Below are 16,749 nucleotides of genomic sequence, written 5' to 3' on the forward strand. Positions count from 1 at the left end.
AGGAATGGGCATAGATGCAGGCAAGTTCTCGAAAATTCAACATCGCGGTTGTCGGGCAAAACAACCGCCTGCAATATGAGGCCCTGTTGTTCGCGGCCTCGCTTCGCCATTGCTCGCCCGGGTTCAAAGGCCGGCTGTTTGTCGCCACACCCAACCCAGGCCCGCGCTGGACCCACAACCCCGGCATCCAGGACGAAGACGTTCTGAAAGCCCTGAAACAGCTAGATGCCGAAATCCTGCCCTTCGACTCGCATATTTTTGGCGAAAGCTACCCATATGGCAACAAGATCGAGGCTTTGTTGGCCCTGCCACAAGGTGAACCCTTTGTGTTCTTCGATACTGACACGCTGATCACCGGCGACATCACAAGCGTACCGTTCAATTTCGACCGCCCTGGAGCCTCACTGAAGGTCGAGGGCACATGGCCAAAGCCGACGCTGTACGGCCCCGGCTTTGACGGTATCTGGCGGGCGCTTTATGCACGCTTCGGGTTGGATTTCGAAAGCTCGGTGGATCCGGACCAACCCGATGGTTACTGGCGGCGATACCTTTACTTCAACGCAGGTTACTTCTTTTACAAATGCCCCAGGATGTTCGGTGAACGTTACCTGGACTACGCAAGAACGATCCGGGATGAAAACATTCCCGAACTGACGGGCCAGAACCTTGACCCATGGCTGGATCAGGCAGCCCTGCCGCTGGTCATACATTCTTTCGGCGGTGGGCGAGATGCTTTGCCGGACGGGCTTCTGGATGGGTCCGTCAGCTGCCACTATCGCCTGTTCCCTTTGCTTTATGCCCGCGAAAGCGATCACGTGATCGATGTGCTGGAAACCGTCGTGGCCCCCAACAAGGTCAAAAAAGTGCTCAAACAGTATGATCCGTTGAAAAAGCTGGTTCTTCAGGGCAAAGGCGAAAAAATCCGTGCGCTCTTTGATCAGGACAATCTGCCGCGGCGGGAACAGGCACTGCGCAACGCGATCAAAAGCAAAGGCCTCTGGCTGCGCTGACAGGATCGTTGTGCGCAGGCGGGCAATGGCCTACAGATTCCGCAAGACAGATACCAACAGGAGATTTTCACGATGTCTGACGGCCCGACCTACGGTTTCGACACATTGCAAATTCATGCGGGTGCCCGCCCCGACCCGGCGACCGGAGCACGCCAGACACCGATTTATCAGACGACAGCCTATGTGTTCCGGGATGCGGACCACGCAGCGGCCCTGTTCAACCTGCAAGAGGTGGGCTTTATCTATTCCCGCCTGACCAACCCAACCGTCGCCGTTCTGCAGGAACGCGTGGCGACGCTTGAAGGCGGCGTCGGCGCAGTGTGCTGCTCGTCCGGGCATGCGGCACAGATCATGGCGCTGTTCCCGCTTATGGGGCCCGGCTGCAACGTGGTCGCCTCGACCCGTTTGTATGGCGGTACGGTCACGCAGTTCAGCCAGACGATCAAACGCTTTGGCTGGTCCGCCAAGTTCGTGGACACCGATGATCTGGACGCCGTGAAGGATGCCATCGACGAAAACACCCGCGCCGTGTTCTGCGAATCCATCGCCAATCCGGGCGGTTATGTGTCTGATATCCGTGCGTTGGCGGATGTTGCTGATGCAGCGGGCATTCCGCTGATTGTCGACAACACCTCGGCCACGCCCTACCTGTGCCGTCCGATCGAGCACGGCGCGACGCTGGTTGTGCATTCTACCACCAAGTACCTGACCGGCAACGGCACCGTCACAGGCGGGTGCATCGTGGATTCTGGCAAGTTCGACTGGTCCGCGAATGACAAATTCCCGTCACTGAGCGAACCCGAGCCTGCCTATCACGGCCTGAAGTTCCACGAGACCTTTGGCCCGCTGGCCTTCACCTTCCACGGCATTGCCATCGGTCTGCGTGATCTGGGCATGACCATGAACCCGCAGGCAGCTCATTACACGCTGATGGGGATCGAAACACTGTCGCTACGGATGGAGCGCCACGTGGAGAACGCCCAGAAAATCGCAGCGTGGCTGGAAGCGGATGACCGGGTGGAATACGTCACATATGCGGGATTGCCGTCATCACCTTACAAGGACCGGGTCAAATCGCAGTATCCACGTGGCGCTGGCGCATTGTTCACCTTTGCGGTGAAGGGCGGCTATGACGCCTGTATCAAACTGGTCAACGCGCTGGAAATCTTCAGCCACGTGGCCAATTTGGGCGATGCCCGCTCGTTGATCATCCACTCGGCCTCGACCACCCACCGACAACTGACGCCGGAACAACAGGAAGCCGCGGGCGCGGGCCCCGGTGTCGTGCGGGTGTCTATCGGCATCGAAGACGTGAACGACTTGATCGCGGACCTTGATCAGGCCCTCGCCAAGGCCAGCGCCTGACAATGGCCGGGCATGACACAAACGACCTTGGCCAGCCCATCGGTTTGCCGGTGTCGGGTGACTTTCCGCGCCCGACACCGCCTTATACACCGATGGAAGGCCGGTACTGTTCTGTCGTGCCACTGGATGTGAATCGCCATGCGCCCGGGCTTTTTCGGGCGTTTGCAAATGACAGGGATGGCCGTAACTGGACTTACCTGCCCTATGGCCCGTTTGACAGCGAACCGGAATTTGAAGACTGGGCCCGCGCCAACTGCATGGATGCGGACCCGATGTTTCATACCGTATTGGATGCGGACGAAGTGCCGGTGGGCATGGCCTCTTATCTTCGGATCGAACCCGCAGCGGGTGCCATCGAAGTCGGCCACATCCACTTTTCGCCGCTGCTGCAACGCAAACCGCAATCGACCGAGGTCATGTACCTCATGATGAAGCGGGTTTTCGACGAGCTCGGCTATCGCCGGTACGAGTGGAAATGCGACGCACTGAATGCACCGTCACGCAATGCCGCTGAACGGCTGGGATTTACTTTCGAAGGGGTGTTTCGGCAGGCGACCCACTACAAGGGCCGCAACAGGGACACGGCATGGTACGCGATCATCGACACTGAATGGCCGCGCATTCGCGATGCATTCGAAGCCTGGCTGTCGCCCGACAATTTTGACGGCACGGGCCAGCAGCGCAAACCGCTGATGGCCCGTGCGAAAGCGTGATCTTAGTCTGAAATCTCGAATTCCATCGAGACACTGACGGAAACCGAGACCTCGCCTCCCGCAACGGGAACACCACCCGCATCCGCCATGCTCAGCGCGCGCATTTCTGCCATCGGACGAATGCCAGCCGTTTGTTCCGAGATCGACTGAACCGGACCAAGCGTCACACCCGCTGCCTCTGCCAACTGCTGTGCTTTGGCCGTGGCTTCGCCGACGGCCTTGGCGCGCGCCTGCGCCTCGATCGGTTTGGGATCCTGCACGCCAAAGCTCAAGCCCCCGAAATCATTGGCGCCGTCCTGAATGACCGCGTCCATGATCTTCCCCAGTTGGGTCAGGTCGCGCACACGCACAAACACGCGATTGGACGCAGTAAAGCCGGTAATTTCCGGTGTCTCCCCATTCTGTCCATGACGACCCGACCAGACGGGGGACAATGACAGATCCCGTGTCTGGACGTCACGATCTTCGATACCCATCTCGGTCAGACGCGCCAGGACTTTGGAAACGGCATCCGACGTCGCCTGCATCGCAGCCGAGGCTTCGGCGTTTTCGTTGGTCACGCCCAAGGTTATCGTCGCCATATCAGGCGCAATCTGCACTGTTCCGGTTGCATCAACGTTGATGCGACGTTCTTCCGCATGAGCGGCCCCGGCAGCCGTAGCCGCCATCATCGCGGCCAGAAAAGCGAATGTCTTCAAGGTTATCACTCCAAATTACTCTGCTTTTAGATGGGTTGACGGGCCCTTGCGATACAAGAGGGGATACCGCCTTTTTCTTTCCCTCGGCGGGTTCCTGCTTTAATGTCGGTCTGCAAACGCAAAGTCGTTTGCATTGACATTGATAATTATGGTTCCTCCGGAATATGAAACCCGCCTTTGCGCTGTCTTTTTCTGCGACCGGAATAACACTGCACCACCGCTCCGATGACGACTGGTTTGTCGTCGGTACGATTCCGCTGGATGTTCCGGACTTGTCCGCACAGATACAGGCGTTGCGGGAAAAGGCATTTGCGCTGGAAAATGATCTGAGCTGCAAGCTCGTGCTGCCAGAGGATCAGCTTCGGTTTCTAAAGCTTTCGACCGATGGGTTGCCGCCGGAAGGCCGGACGGAACGTATCGAAAGTGCTCTGACCGAGTCCACGCCTTACGCCCTGTCGGAACTGAGTTATGACAGTCACACCGAAGGTGACACGACCTATGTTGCTGCCGTGGCGGTTGAAACTCTGGCCGAAGCACGGACCTTTGCCTCGGAACATGGTTTTGTGGTGGTGGCGTTCACTGCCGAAGACAAAGAGGGCGCGTTCCCGCGCGAGGCGTTGTTTCGCGAAAACTCGGACGCTTCCGATCTGTCACACCCGGAAAACCAGCCATCTCCGGTGGAAATGGACGCAGTTGAACAGGCTGATGATTCCGGCCTGCCCACCCATCCGATTGCCGGCACCGCCGCGCCCGAGGCTTTCCGAGTACCCCGGGAAACAGCGAAAAGCCTTGATGCATCTTCAAGGGTAAACCGGTCTGCCATTGCTGTCTTTGCCGCTGTGTTTCTCGTTGGTGGACTAGTTGGTATTTGGCTGGCATCGGGGTCCGACCCTGAACAGGATCAGGCGGAACAGAGCCCGGCGCAGGTTGCGGTTTCGACTTCTGAACCGGCCGCAGAGCCCCTGCCTGAACCAGAGCTGGACACGGCTGCGCTGGAAACCCCGCAACAAGTCGTTCCGGACCTTGCGACCGATGACGCCGAAGAGCCTGCGAACGCGGCCTCGGAAACCGAAACCGGCACGCAGCCGGATCTGACTGCCACAGATGCAGCCATTCTGGAGGCCCTTAAAGTAGCCCCTACCGCGGTGGAATCTGTCGCTCAGGACCCCGAGACGCAAAGAGATGTCGAGGCCGTTACGGGCATAAGCACGACAGCGCCAGCGGCACCGGAAATACCCGAAACTGTTGAACCGCAGGAATTGTATCTGGCATCGCTCGACAACGCCGATCTGTTCGAGGATGCAGTAGCCTTGCCCCTCGACCCCAGTTTTGACACCGACGCTCCTTTTGAACCCGACGTATCCCCCAACATTGCGGGCACTCGGTTTGATCTGGATGAGAACGGCTTGGTCGTGCCAACACCGGAAGGCACCGTAAATCCGGAGGGGGTTGTTGTTTATCTGGGGCGCCCATCCAAGGTTCCGCCTGAAACTCCGGTTCGTTTCGAAGAAGAACCGGTGGTCGACGAGGTCGACGACAGATTGGCGGGCATTCGGCCCAAGCCACGCCCTGCTGATCTGGTCGAGAATTTCGAGCGCGGTCAACTGGGTGGCCGGTCATTGGAGGAATTGGCATCCAAGCGGCCGAAAGCGCGCCCGGAAAGCCTTCAGACCAAGCCACAGGTCGATGATGCACCAACAGCCTTGGCTGTCGTAAGAGTACCGCGCCCCAAATCCCGCCCTGCCGGATTGGCCCCTGCCAAATCACCTGTTTCAAACAGTTCGAACCTTGGGTCCACAGCAGCATTAGATCAGAAATCCGATGAAGCAGGATCGTTCCAACCAAAAACCGTCGCGCCCAAAATTCCTTCGACCGCGTCGGTTGCGCGACAAGCCACGATCGACAACGCAATCAACCTACGCAGATTGAACCTGATCGGGGTCTACGGAACGCCAGCCAACAGACGCGCATTGGTGCGGCTTCCCAGCGGGCGTTACAAAAAGCTGAAAGTCGGAGACCGCCTTGATGGCGGGAAAGTCATCGCGATCAGCGACAGTGAGCTTCGATATCAGAAAAAGGGCCGCAACGTGACCCTGGCGATGCCGCGCAGCTGAAAACCGGCAATCGATCTTCTGACGCACCAACCGTCACATAAAAGCGCCGAAGGCAGATGAACTGCCCCCGGCGTGTCAGTGCGTTGCAATCAGGCTGCGGAAATCTCGCCGCTTTCGATCTGTTCGCGTTCGATGGATTCGAATAGCGCCTGGAAATTTCCCTCGCCGAAACCGTCGTCGCCCTTGCGCTGAATGAACTCGAAGAAGATCGGTCCGATGACGGTTTTCGAGAAAATCTGTAGCAGAATCCGGGTCTCACCACCGTCAACGACGCCTTCACCATCGATCAGGATGCCGTGTTTCATCATCCGGTCCAACGGCTCCTCGTGGCCGGCCACGCGGGTCTTGGACATCTCGTAATATGCCTGGTTCGGGCCCGGCATGAATTTCAGACCGTTTTCCGCAATTGCATCGGTCGAGGCGTAAATATCGTCACTGCCGACAGCAATATGCTGAATGCCTTCACCTTTGTATTTCTTCAGGTAAGACACGATTTGCCCCGTCTCACCGCGGTCTTCGTTGATCGGGATGCGGATACGACCACAAGGAGACGTCAGCGCGCGGCTGTACAACCCTGTGAACTTGCCCTGAATGTCAAAGAAACGAATTTCACGGAAGTTGAACAGGTCGCCGTAGAACTTGAACCACTTGTCCATGTTGCCCTTGTAGACGTTGTGCGTCAGGTGATCGAGATAGAAGAAACCCACACCCCGTGGTTTGGATTCCTTGATCCACTCGAATTCCTGATTGTAGGGCGATGTGTCGTAATATTGATCGATAAAATAGATCAATGATCCGCCGATGCCCTTGATCGCAGGCACATTCATGGTTTTGTCAGCGCCGTCGTAAGGTTCCGCACCTTTCGACACCGCATGCTCATAGGCCTTTTGCGCGTCAACAACACGCCACCCCATGGATGGCGCGCAAGGGCCGTGTTCATCCACGAACCTCGCGGCAAAGCTGTCGGGATCCGCGTTCAGGATATAGGTGACATCCCCTTGCTGCCACAGCTCGACGGCGGGTTTTTCCTTGTGGCGGGCCACCAGGTCAAACCCCATCTTCGCGAACAGATCACGCAGCTCCTGCGGTTCAGGATGAGCAAACTCGACGAATTCAAACCCATCGGTACCGGCAGGGTTTTCTTCGCTGATAACAGATTTCGGGGCGTTGTGTGGGAAAGGACCCATGGCGCGTCTCCTTCAAAAACAGGAATTTCTTTGCTGATTCAAAAATATGACTTTTGTGACGCTGTTTCTGCGCATTGTTTTCGTGTAAACTGCCGATAGGCGCGCAAAACGCGCATAAAAGTTAATAAAGGCAGGATTTTTCCGCACATGCTGGACGCGACCGACAAGCGATTGCTTTCCGCCCTGCAAAAGGACGCACACCTGACCGCGCACCAACTGGGCGAAATGCTGAACCTGTCGCCCAGTCAGGCAGGACGCCGCCGCCAGCGGCTTGAGGCCGAAGGGTACATCACCGGGTATGCCGCCCGGCTGGACCCGCTGAAACTGGGTCTGCAAGTGCAAGGCTTTGTTCAGGTCCATCTGGGGACTCATGGCCCTGAACAATCTGCAAGCTTCGCCCGCATGGTCGACACCCGCCCCGAAATTACCAGCGCATGGACGATGACCGGAGAGGCAGATTACCTGCTGCACATCTATTGTGACGATCTTTCCGCGCTCAACAGCTTGCTACATTCGGTCATCCTGCCGCATCCTGCCGTTGCAAGGGTCCATAGCCAGATCGTAATGGACCAACTGAAACGCGACGCCCCCCTGCCCACCTGAACGGGCCCGAGAGGACACCTATGGACGTATTCCTATATCAGGCTTCGATCTATCTGGCAGCGGCAGTCATCGCCGTTCCCCTGTCTGCACGGCTGGGGCTGGGGTCGGTTCTGGGGTATCTGGCCGCCGGGATCATCATTGGTCCTGTTCTTGGGCTTGTCGGCGCGGAAACGGAAAACCTTCAGCACGTTGCCGAATTCGGTGTGGTGATGATGCTGTTCCTGATCGGTCTGGAACTGGAACCGCGCGCCCTGTGGGATATGCGTGACAAGTTGCTGGGATTGGGCGGGTTGCAGGTTGCGTTGTCGACGGCTGCGATCGCTGCCGTGGCAATGTACGCCAACCACCCCTGGTCGGTCGCCCTGGCCGTAGGGCTGACCTTGTCGCTGTCATCCACGGCAATCGTTCTTCAGACTCTTTCGGAAAAGGGCCTGATGCGAACAAATGGCGGTCGAGCTACGTTTTCGGTGCTGCTGACGCAGGACATAGCGGTCATTCCGATCTTGGCCTTGCTTCCACTTCTGGCCTTGCCGGCCATGCCACATATCGAATCGGATGGTTCGATTGACCGCGGGGCCGGAGAACTTCACGGCGCGGACCATCACAGCCTTTCTCTGGTCGAAGGTCTGCCGGGTTGGGCCGTCACGCTGGTTACGATCGGGGCAGTGGTGTTTGTCATTCTGGCCGGTGTCTACCTGACCCGCCCGCTGTTTCGCTTCATCCACGCGACCCGCCTGCGCGAGATGTATACCGCCCTGGCGCTTATGATCGTTGTCGGGATTTCCTTCCTGATGACCCTCGTCGGACTGTCCCCTGCCCTGGGCGCCTTCCTGGCGGGCGTGGTTCTGGCCAGTTCCGAGTTCAGACATGAAATGGAAAGCGACCTTGAGCCATTCAAAGGGCTTTTGCTTGGGCTTTTCTTCATCACGGTCGGTGCCGGTATTGATGTTGCCTATTTCTTTGATGATCCCCTTGACCTGATCGGTCTGGCGCTTCTTTTGATCCTTGCAAAAGGGATCATCCTGTATCTTGTAGGCAAGGCCTTCAAGTTGCGTGGGCGCGATCACTGGCTGTTCACCTTGGGGCTGGCGCAAGCGGGTGAGTTTGGTTTTGTTCTGCTGGCATTTTCCACGCAACAGAATGTCATCCCCCCCGACCTGTCCCAAAAACTGCTGATGATCATCGCTTTGACGATGCTGATCACACCGCTTCTGTTTATCATCTACGATCTTCTGTCGCGAAAGATCGGCGACACTTCCAAAGAACCTGTGCCGGACGAAATTGACGAAAAAGGCCCCGTCATCATCGCCGGGATTGGTCGGTTCGGGCAGATTGTAAACCGGCTGGTGCGGGCCAGCGGGTTCAAGACGGTTGTACTGGACCATGATATCGAAACCATTCAGTTGATGCGCCGTTTCGGCGTCAAAGGGTTTCTGGGCGATCCTACACGCCCTGAATTGCTGCGCGCTGCGGGGTTGGAAAAAGCGTCGGTCCTTGTCGCTGCCATGGATGACCACAAGCAAGTCACGCGGCTTGTCGGGTATGCCAGACGGCAGCGCCCTGACCTTCACATCATCGCCCGCGCCCGCGACCGGACGCATGTGTACGAGCTCTATCAGGCTGGCGCCAACGACATCGTGCGGGAACTTTTCGACAGCTCATTGCGCGCAGGCCGCTATGTTCTGGAGAATGTCGGGCTAAGTGAGTACGAGGCCGCACAGGCGGAACAGACCTTTTATCACCATGACCGGATGTCTGTTCGCGATCTCGCCGAACTATGGGTCCCGGGTCTGCCAACTGCCGAAAACAAGAAATACATCGAGCGTGCACAGCAGCTGGAAAAGGATCTGGAAACCGCGCTGCTGGAGCTGGCGGAAAAACACGCCAAGAAGTCCGCCTGACCCAAGCCTGTGCCCGGGTCAGGCAATGAATCAACCGTCAGACACTCCTGCCTCGGCAAAGGTTGCCATACCGGAATGGCAGGCCACGGCGCTTTTGAGAATATTGATCGCCAGTGCCCCGCCCGACCCTTCGCCCAGCCGAAGACCAAGACTCAGCAGCGGTTCCTTGCCCAGCTTCGCCAATACGGCACCGTGTGCGGCCTCGGCGCTTTGGTGGCCGGCCACGGCGTGATCCAGCGCGGTGTCCGACAGCCTCCACAGGCAGGCAGCGGCGGCGGTACAGATAAAACCGTCAAGGATCACAGGAATGCGCAATATCCGCGCGGCGGCAATCGCCCCTGCCATCGCCGCGATCTCACGACCTCCGAGGCAGCGCAGGATTTCAAGGCCGTCCTCTGACTTGTGCAACGCTACACCTTCGGCCACAACGCGGGTCTTGTTGGTCAACCCCGAATCATCGACGCCCGTCCCACGACCTGTCCAATCGGCCGCGTCACCGCCGAACAGCGCGCAGGCAATGGCGGCTGCCGGGGTGGTGTTGCCAATGCCCATCTCGCCCACGACCAACAGATCAGCCCGCGAATCCACGGCCTGCCAGCCGGTGCGCAGCGCGTCCAGCAATTCGGCCTCCGTCATGGCCGGTGCCTGGGTGAAATCTGCGGTCGGGTTTTCCAGATCCAGCGCGTGAACATTCATCGTTGCACCCGCCGCCCGGGCCAGTTGGTTGATCGCCGCACCGCCATGTTCGAAGTTCATCACCATTTGCACGGTCACTTCCGACGGAAAAGCCGAGACCCCCTGTGCAGTGACTCCGTGGTTTCCGGCAAAGACGATGACCTGTGGCGCCGCGATCTGTGGCCGGGCATTTCCTCGCCATCCTGCGTACCAGATTGCCAAATCTTCAAGTCGCCCCAGCGCGCCTGGGGGTTTCGTCAGTTGTCCGTTTCGCTCTGCAGCGCCCTGTGCCGCGGTGGCATCCGGCCCCGGAGCCGCTGCAAGCGCAGCACGGAACGCGTTCAAATCATTCAGTTCAGGCAACATGAAAGCCTCATTGCATCAGAGTGATCCTGTGTGTTTAACCGAAGCATCGAATCCAACAAGACCCCGAAAGGCACGGGCGTGCATAAAAACGACACCAATCCCTTTTCCCTGTGGGACATTCCGCTGGCTCTGGTGCTGTTGACCCGCCTGCCCCTGCCCCGATTGCCCGAACCTGTATTCAAGCGGCAGGCACAGGCGGCATGGGCCTTCCCCGTCGCCGGGCTGGCCGTCGGAGCGATTGCCTGTCTGGTCGGATGGTTGGCAATGGTCTTTCATCTGCCCCCTTTTGTTGCCGCGGCCCTATTGGTTGCAACGTTGATCATGACGACGGGCGCGATGCACGAGGACGGTATGGCCGATACGTTCGACGGCCTCTGGGGCGGGTTCACCGCTGAACGTCGACTTGAAATCATGAAAGACAGCCAGATCGGAACCTATGGTGTTCTCGCTTTGGTTTTTTCTCAGCTTGCTCGGGTTTCGGCAGTTGCCACGATTTTGGCAACCGGGTCGATTTGGGCGATTCTGGCAGCCTGCATGTTCTCACGCGCCTTGATGCCGGTTTTGATGGCATCCCTGCCAAACGCCAGAAAATCGGGGCTGAGCCATTCGGTGGGAACCCCCGGCGCGATTTCAGTCAGCATGTCCTTGGGCCTGGCCGCTCCAATCGCCGTTTTCCTGTGCGGGGGTGCGGCGATCACCGCCATCTTCTCTGCCGCCTCGGTTGCTGCCATCTTGGCGCTGACAGCGCGCAAGAAGATCGGCGGCCAGACCGGGGACATACTTGGGGCATCGCAACAACTGGCCGAGATCGCGTTTCTGCTTGCCATCAGCGCGCAGATCTAGGACACGCCGCCTGTTTCGATCCGCAGTGTTCCACCGCAATGCTTGCAATGCACGGCATCGGGATCATGCCGATACAACCCGCAGCTTGGGCATTTGTGACGTACCTTCTGCGGCATGAATATCGCCTGCGCCAAACGGACAAACAACGCGACACCCACGACCATGATGAACACCGAGAACAGCTTGCCCCAAGGGGTGCTCAGCGTGATGTCGCCGAAGCCGGTTGTGGTCAGGGTGGCCATGGTGAAATACAGCGCGTCTATGTAAGGCGTCTGGGCGTCTTCCGGAATGAAGAACACCAAAACCGCCGTAGAGGTGGCAAAGACAAATACCATCAGATTGATTGCCGCAATCACCGCGTCTTCATGGGTGCGAAAAAAGCTGCTGTCGCGTCGCAAGTCCCTGAGCAGATGGTATGAGTGGATCAGGCGCAAGGCCCGCAGAATCCTCAGGAAAGCCAGGTTGCCCGTCAGGAACGGATCCAGAACCAGCGAGACGATGACGACAATATCCGCCAGCGTATAAATCTGGCGCAGCAGCTTCCAACGATCCTTTGAAATCCAAAGCCGCGCAGAGAAGTCCAAGAAAATCAAAAAACCGATCAACTGGCTTGCAAGGACCAAGCCGGGACCATGAGGGACGTGAGCCGTTGCGACAAAGAAAATGATTGTCGCAACATCGAACAGGATCAGAGCGTACCGAAACCAGACCGAAATCGGGTCATGTCCGATATACAGATATCTAACTGTCTGCTTCATGTCCGCCCTGTAGCTTGCTGCATATACAGTGAAATTAGCGGTACTTGCGGAATTCACCAAGCCACGAAAAAGGCCGCCCCGATGGTGGAGCGGCCTGTTGTCATATCGAACTCGCTGTCAGGCAGCGCGAGATGTCAGAACTTCGTCCACCTGTTTGGCAGCGGATACTTCGCCGGCGCCGGAAACCGCCGCGACCTCGCGGGTCAGGCGTTCCAGGGCAGCTTCGTACAACTGACGCTCGGAATAGCTCTGCTCGCGCTGATCGTCCGTGCGATGCAGATCGCGGACCACTTCCGCAATCGAGATCAGATCGCCCGAGTTGATTTTCTGCTCGTATTCCTGAGCACGGCGCGACCACATGGCGCGTTTGACCTTTGCCTTTCCTTTGAGCGTCTTCATCGCCTGACTGATCACGTCGGGCGAGCTGAGCGACCGCAGACCGGATTCGGTAACCTTGTTGGTCGGCACGCGCAGTGTCATCTTGTCTTTCTCAAATGAGATGACGAACAGCTCCAGAGAGAATCCCGCGACTTCCTGTTCTTCGATCGAGATGATCTGGCCTACGCCGTGGGCGGGGTAGACAACATAGTCGTTCGGGCGGAACTCGAGCTTTTTCGACTTTGTCATTCAGTTTTTTCCTTGCTTTCGGACGGGACACAGACAACAAAAACACCACATGCGGGGACTTTTTCAGCCCCGACAGGCGGCGATATTGTCACAAATTCAAATCTCCAAAGCGAGCATACTTGTGGAGCGCATCCCAATCTCGGTCATCATACAAGAACCAAGTATATCACAAAAATACGACACCCGAAAGTTTACCCCACGGTAAATTTTCATATTCAACCTGTTTTCAACAGGTTGTGCCGCGTTCTTTGCGCATCAAACAGGGGATTGAGCGCGAATCGTTCAACCACCCTCGCCCGGTGCTTCCGAGAAATACTTCTCCATCTTGCCTTCTTCACCGTCGCGTTCTTCCGCATCGGGAAGCGGATCTTTCTTGGTGACGATCACGGGCCACATTTCCGAGTACTTGCGATTGAATTCGACCCATTGATCCATGCCCGGTTCAGTATCGGGTCGGATCGCGTCGGCCGGGCATTCCGGTTCGCAAACACCGCAGTCGATGCATTCGTCGGGATGGATGACCAACGTGTTCTCACCTTCATAGAAACAGTCCACCGGACATACTTCGACACAGTCGGTATATTTGCAGGCGATACAGTTTTCGGTGACAACATAGGTCATGATCGGATTCCCGTTTGCGGTTTGAGCGTTTAGCTAATTCAGTCTGGCCTACTCTTCAAGATATGATCAGCGATCTTCTGTGCGAGAAAGATCAAGTGAACGGCGATCTTTCTTTGTCGGGCGACCTTTTCCCTCAAACCCCGGATTTTTGGGCGGAACGTCCTGTTTTTCGGTCATATCGAAATACAGCGTTTGCGCTTCTGGGGCCGGACCACGGCGATCCCCGATTTTTTCGATAAGCACGACGCGGACGATACGGCCCTGAGGAAAGGTCAGAACGTCGCCCGGGGCCACGGCCTGCGCCGGTTTTTGCACCCGGTTTCCGTTCAACCTGACATGGCCGCCGTTGACCTGTTTGGCGGCCAGGCTGCGGGTCTTGAAGAACCGCGCCTGCCACAACCATTTGTCAATCCGCAGCTTGGCCTCGGCCATTTCGGATCAGTTGCCGTCCTTCAAACCCATCAGCGCGGCTGCAAACGGGTTGTCGGGATCAATCGCCTTTTCCTTTTTCGGCGGCCGTGACGAGAAGGTCTTGGCGCCCTGAGGCTTGCCGCCCTTCTTGCCGTGCGGTTTGCCACGGCCATCCTGCGGTTTGCCGCGCGGTTTGCCCTTGCCCTGCCCCTGCTCGCGGCGCGGGCCTCGATTGGGCTGTCGCTGACGGGCCCAGGTGAAGGTGTAGAACACTTCAACCTCGGGTTCGTCTGACACTGGTTCTGCGGGAAGGCTGTCCGCGCCAGCCTCGGCTGCCGCCTCGGTGCCGTCGGTGGCCTCGGCTGCCGCCTCGGCGGGTGCGGCGACCTCTTCTGCCGCGACTTCACTTGCCGGGGCTTCTTCGGCGGTCGGTTTGCCCGCCTCAGCTGCCGCTGGCGGTTCGACCGGCGCAGGTTTGACTTTCGGACGCTCGCCGCGTTCCGCCTTGTATCCCAGCCCCTGCATAAGGTCTGCGAACTGATCCAGCGTCATACCGGTGATCGACAGCATATCGGGTTTGGCTTCGAATCCGCCGCGGCTGTCTTCTGCGCGCAGCATGTCCGCCAAACGTTCCAGCATGTCGATACGGATCGAACGCTCGCCCGCATCGCGGTAGCCACACATGGTGTCATAGCCCTGCGGCGCATCCTTGGCGACCGGCACGGTCACCAGGCCCGGAGGCGGCGCTTCGGGGAATTCCTGCAACCCGCTGGACAGCGCCCAAAGCACAAGACGCAGACGCGTGGGGGCCGGTTTCAGCAGCAGCGGCATGAAAATGGTGAACTGGCCGAACCGGATACCATGCTTGCGCAAGGCGCCGCGGGCGTCCTGATCAAGATCCTTGACCTCTTGTGCGACCTGGGCGCGGGGCAGGATACCCAGCGCTTCGACCATGCGGAAAGCAAAGCCTTTGGCAAGGCCGCTGAGTTCCTCATCACGGGACAGGTTCAGCAGCGGCTCGAACAGAGCGGCCACCTTGCGGTCGATGAAATGCTGCAAACGGCGCTGCACTTTCTGTTCGACATCCGGCCCCGCGGCTTCGTCAACGAACACTTCGACCATGGGTTTGAGAGGTTCTGCCCCGGCAACCAGCTTGCCAACGGCGTATTCACCCCACATCAGGCCACCCTGATCCGTGAAATCAATTTCAGTATCGGGCGCGTTGTAGAAGCGATCGGCGCGCAGATGGAATTGCGGCGCGAGTGCTTGCAGAGACGCCGATTTCAGAGCTTTCGCCTCGGTTCCCTGCGCGCTTTTGTCCGGGATGAACCGGAACCCTTCCAGACGACCGACGAATTCGCCTTCGACGGTCACTTCACCCTTGTCATTTACTTCGGCCAAAAGGGCCTCCTTCTGTTTGAGCCGGCGCAACAAAACCGATGTGCGCCGATCCACAAATCTTTGCGTGAGACGCTCATGCAGAGCGTCGGACAGTCTGTCTTCTACAGTGCGGGTTTCGTCACGCCAATGTGATTCGTCACGAACCCACCCTTTCCGCTGCGCAACATATGTCCACGTGCGAATATATGCCAATCTTTTAGATAAAGCGTCGATATCGCCGTGGGTCTGATCGATCCGTCTGATCTGCCGCGCCATGAACTCGTCGGGAATAGATCCCCGTTCATGCAGATGGCCATAGATCACCTCCAGCAAGCTGGCGTGTTCCGCATGGCTGATACCGCGAAAATCAGGGATTCTGCACACATCCCACAGCAACCGGATGGACGGGCCGTCGCTTGCACGGGCGACAACCTCGGTCACTTGCGACAGCGATTTCAACGCGTTCAGGTCATCAGCAGGGCGGGCCTTGATCAGGTGTTCATCATCCGGGCTGACCTCAAGCGAGTCGATCAGCGCTTCGATCGAGCCGAACCGAAGGGCGGCATTCCGCCAGTTCAGCTTTTTCATCGGCGTAAACCGGCTGTCCATGATAGCCTGCGCCACGCCCTCGTCCAGCGGCGGGGCCTCTCCGGTTACGCCGAAGGTGCCATCCGACATCCCGCGACCTGCCCGGCCCGCGATCTGCGCCAGTTCATTCGGCGCAAGCGGACGCATCCTGCGCCCGTCGAACTTGGACAGGGATGAAAACGCGACGTGGTTCACATCCAGGTTCAACCCCATCCCGATAGCGTCCGTGGCAACCAGGTAATCAACCTCGCCGTTTTGGTACAGGTCCACCTGTGCATTCCGGGTCCGCGGACTTAGCGCCCCCATGACCACCGCGGCACCACCTTTCTGGCGGCGCAGCAATTCGGCGATGGCATAGACGTTTTCAACCGAGAACCCCACGATGGCGCTGCGCGCAGGCATCCGGCTGATCTTTCTGGAGCCCGAGTAAACCAGCTGTGACATCCGCTCTCGCCGCACGAACTGCGCCTGGGGGACCAGCGCCGAAATCGGGCCACGCATTGTGTCCGAGCCCAGGAACAATGTCTCGTTCGTGCCGCGAGACCTGAGCAGACGGTCGGTGAAGACGTGACCCCGTTCCGGATCGGCACAGAGCTGGATCTCATCGATGGCAACAAAATCAGCGCCCATGCCTTCCGGCATCGCCTCAACCGTGCACACCCAATACTGGGCGCGGGGCGGTACGATCCGTTCTTCGCCCGTGACCAGCGCCACCACCGACGGCCCACGGATCGCAACGATCTTGTCATAGACCTCGCGCGCCAGCAGGCGCAGCGGCAGACCGATCACGCCGGTCCGATGACCCAGCATGCGTTCGATAGCGTAATGGGTTTTACCAGTGTTGGTCGGGCCAAGTACGGCCACGATTCGGGATGACCCGCTCACATTC

15 protein-coding genes are annotated in these 16,749 nt (G+C 58.3%); 7 read left to right on the forward strand and 8 right to left on the reverse strand.

The window, feature by feature from the left end:
• Window positions 1–14: 14 nt before the first annotated feature.
• The 3 genes from GS612_RS08610 (at window position 15) to GS612_RS08620 (ending at window position 3,088) form a co-directional block, all read left to right on the forward strand.
• On the forward strand, window positions 15–1,010 hold the full coding sequence (locus tag GS612_RS08610; RefSeq protein WP_171639668.1) for a hypothetical protein: 996 nt from the start codon (window positions 15–17) through the stop codon (window positions 1,008–1,010).
• A gap of 72 nt (window positions 1,011–1,082) precedes the next feature.
• Entirely contained in the window at window positions 1,083–2,375 is a 1,293-nt protein-coding gene (locus GS612_RS08615; protein WP_152457691.1) for an O-acetylhomoserine aminocarboxypropyltransferase/cysteine synthase family protein, read from the forward strand.
• Between the two features lie 2 nt (window positions 2,376–2,377).
• The gene (locus GS612_RS08620; RefSeq protein ID WP_171639669.1) at window positions 2,378–3,088 is read left to right on the forward strand and encodes a GNAT family N-acetyltransferase; all 711 of its coding nucleotides are present in this window, start codon (window positions 2,378–2,380) and stop codon (window positions 3,086–3,088) included.
• A 2-nt stretch (window positions 3,089–3,090) separates the two neighbouring features.
• Here GS612_RS08620 and GS612_RS08625 read toward each other — a convergent pair whose 3' ends face one another.
• A complete protein-coding gene (locus GS612_RS08625; RefSeq protein ID WP_371809323.1) occupies window positions 3,091–3,795 on the reverse strand; it encodes an SIMPL domain-containing protein in 705 nt (234 codons plus the stop codon).
• Window positions 3,796–3,950: 155 nt separating this feature from the next.
• On the opposite strand from GS612_RS08625, the gene GS612_RS08630 reads away from it, so the two are divergent.
• On the forward strand, window positions 3,951–5,900 hold the full coding sequence (locus GS612_RS08630) for a hypothetical protein (RefSeq protein WP_171639671.1): 1,950 nt from the start codon (window positions 3,951–3,953) through the stop codon (window positions 5,898–5,900).
• 89 nt (window positions 5,901–5,989) lie between these two features.
• Here the strand turns inward: GS612_RS08630 and hppD are convergent, their stop codons facing one another.
• Window positions 5,990–7,087: a 4-hydroxyphenylpyruvate dioxygenase gene (gene hppD / locus GS612_RS08635; protein ID WP_171328750.1), complete on the reverse strand. Its 1,098-nt coding sequence runs from the start codon at window positions 7,085–7,087 to the stop codon at window positions 5,990–5,992.
• 147 nt (window positions 7,088–7,234) lie between these two features.
• Here hppD and GS612_RS08640 point away from each other — a divergent pair, with 147 nt between their 5' ends.
• Window positions 7,235–7,690 (forward strand): Lrp/AsnC family transcriptional regulator, encoded by a 456-nt coding sequence (locus GS612_RS08640; RefSeq protein WP_152457686.1) that lies wholly within the window; start codon window positions 7,235–7,237, stop codon window positions 7,688–7,690.
• A gap of 20 nt (window positions 7,691–7,710) precedes the next feature.
• Window positions 7,711–9,591, forward strand: a complete 1,881-nt coding sequence (locus GS612_RS08645; RefSeq protein ID WP_152457685.1) for a monovalent cation:proton antiporter-2 (CPA2) family protein — start codon at window positions 7,711–7,713, stop codon at window positions 9,589–9,591.
• 30 nt (window positions 9,592–9,621) lie between these two features.
• On the opposite strand, the gene cobT is transcribed toward GS612_RS08645, so the two are convergent.
• Window positions 9,622–10,632: a nicotinate-nucleotide--dimethylbenzimidazole phosphoribosyltransferase gene (gene cobT / locus GS612_RS08650; RefSeq protein WP_171639672.1), complete on the reverse strand. Its 1,011-nt coding sequence runs from the start codon at window positions 10,630–10,632 to the stop codon at window positions 9,622–9,624.
• Window positions 10,633–10,710: 78 nt separating this feature from the next.
• Here cobT and cobS point away from each other — a divergent pair, with 78 nt between their 5' ends.
• Window positions 10,711–11,475: an adenosylcobinamide-GDP ribazoletransferase gene (gene cobS, locus GS612_RS08655; RefSeq protein WP_171228547.1), complete on the forward strand. Its 765-nt coding sequence runs from the start codon at window positions 10,711–10,713 to the stop codon at window positions 11,473–11,475.
• Here the strand turns inward: cobS and GS612_RS08660 are convergent.
• The 5 genes from GS612_RS08660 to GS612_RS08680 form a co-directional block, all read right to left on the reverse strand.
• A complete protein-coding gene (locus tag GS612_RS08660) occupies window positions 11,472–12,233 on the reverse strand; it encodes an ion channel (RefSeq protein WP_152457682.1) in 762 nt (253 codons plus the stop codon). The genes cobS and GS612_RS08660 overlap by 4 nt on opposite strands.
• Window positions 12,234–12,350: 117 nt before the next feature.
• A complete protein-coding gene (locus GS612_RS08665; RefSeq protein ID WP_152457681.1) occupies window positions 12,351–12,860 on the reverse strand; it encodes a CarD family transcriptional regulator in 510 nt (169 codons plus the stop codon).
• Window positions 12,861–13,142: 282 nt separating this feature from the next.
• Entirely contained in the window at window positions 13,143–13,481 is a 339-nt protein-coding gene (fdxA, locus tag GS612_RS08670) for a ferredoxin FdxA (protein ID WP_152457680.1), read from the reverse strand.
• A gap of 66 nt (window positions 13,482–13,547) precedes the next feature.
• The gene (locus tag GS612_RS08675) at window positions 13,548–13,913 is read right to left on the reverse strand and encodes an RNA-binding S4 domain-containing protein (protein WP_171639673.1); all 366 of its coding nucleotides are present in this window, start codon (window positions 13,911–13,913) and stop codon (window positions 13,548–13,550) included.
• Between the two features lie 6 nt (window positions 13,914–13,919).
• Entirely contained in the window at window positions 13,920–16,745 is a 2,826-nt protein-coding gene (locus GS612_RS08680) for a helicase-related protein (protein WP_171639674.1), read from the reverse strand.
• Window positions 16,746–16,749 lie beyond the last annotated feature (4 nt).

It is taken from the genome of Ruegeria sp. HKCCD6157, assembly GCF_013110685.1.
Lineage (GTDB): Bacteria > Pseudomonadota > Alphaproteobacteria > Rhodobacterales > Rhodobacteraceae > Ruegeria.

What these genes read in the sequence shown, in the direction of transcription:
- GS612_RS08610 (WP_171639668.1), top strand. Translation starts at nt 15, where the DNA reads ATGCAGGCAAGTTCTCGAAAATTCAACATCGCGGTTGTCGGGCAAAAC.
- GS612_RS08615 (WP_152457691.1), top strand. Translation starts at nt 1,083, where the DNA reads ATGTCTGACGGCCCGACCTACGGTTTCGACACATTGCAAATTCATGCG.
- GS612_RS08620 (WP_171639669.1), top strand. Translation starts at nt 2,378, where the DNA reads ATGGCCGGGCATGACACAAACGACCTTGGCCAGCCCATCGGTTTGCCG.
- GS612_RS08630 (WP_171639671.1), top strand. Translation starts at nt 3,951, where the DNA reads ATGAAACCCGCCTTTGCGCTGTCTTTTTCTGCGACCGGAATAACACTG.
- hppD (WP_171328750.1), bottom strand. Translation starts at nt 7,087, where the DNA reads ATGGGTCCTTTCCCACACAACGCCCCGAAATCTGTTATCAGCGAAGAA.
- GS612_RS08640 (WP_152457686.1), top strand. Translation starts at nt 7,235, where the DNA reads ATGCTGGACGCGACCGACAAGCGATTGCTTTCCGCCCTGCAAAAGGAC.
- GS612_RS08645 (WP_152457685.1), top strand. Translation starts at nt 7,711, where the DNA reads ATGGACGTATTCCTATATCAGGCTTCGATCTATCTGGCAGCGGCAGTC.
- cobT (WP_171639672.1), bottom strand. Translation starts at nt 10,632, where the DNA reads ATGTTGCCTGAACTGAATGATTTGAACGCGTTCCGTGCTGCGCTTGCA.
- GS612_RS08660 (WP_152457682.1), bottom strand. Translation starts at nt 12,233, where the DNA reads ATGAAGCAGACAGTTAGATATCTGTATATCGGACATGACCCGATTTCG.
- GS612_RS08665 (WP_152457681.1), bottom strand. Translation starts at nt 12,860, where the DNA reads ATGACAAAGTCGAAAAAGCTCGAGTTCCGCCCGAACGACTATGTTGTC.
- fdxA (WP_152457680.1), bottom strand. Translation starts at nt 13,481, where the DNA reads ATGACCTATGTTGTCACCGAAAACTGTATCGCCTGCAAATATACCGAC.
- GS612_RS08675 (WP_171639673.1), bottom strand. Translation starts at nt 13,913, where the DNA reads ATGGCCGAGGCCAAGCTGCGGATTGACAAATGGTTGTGGCAGGCGCGG.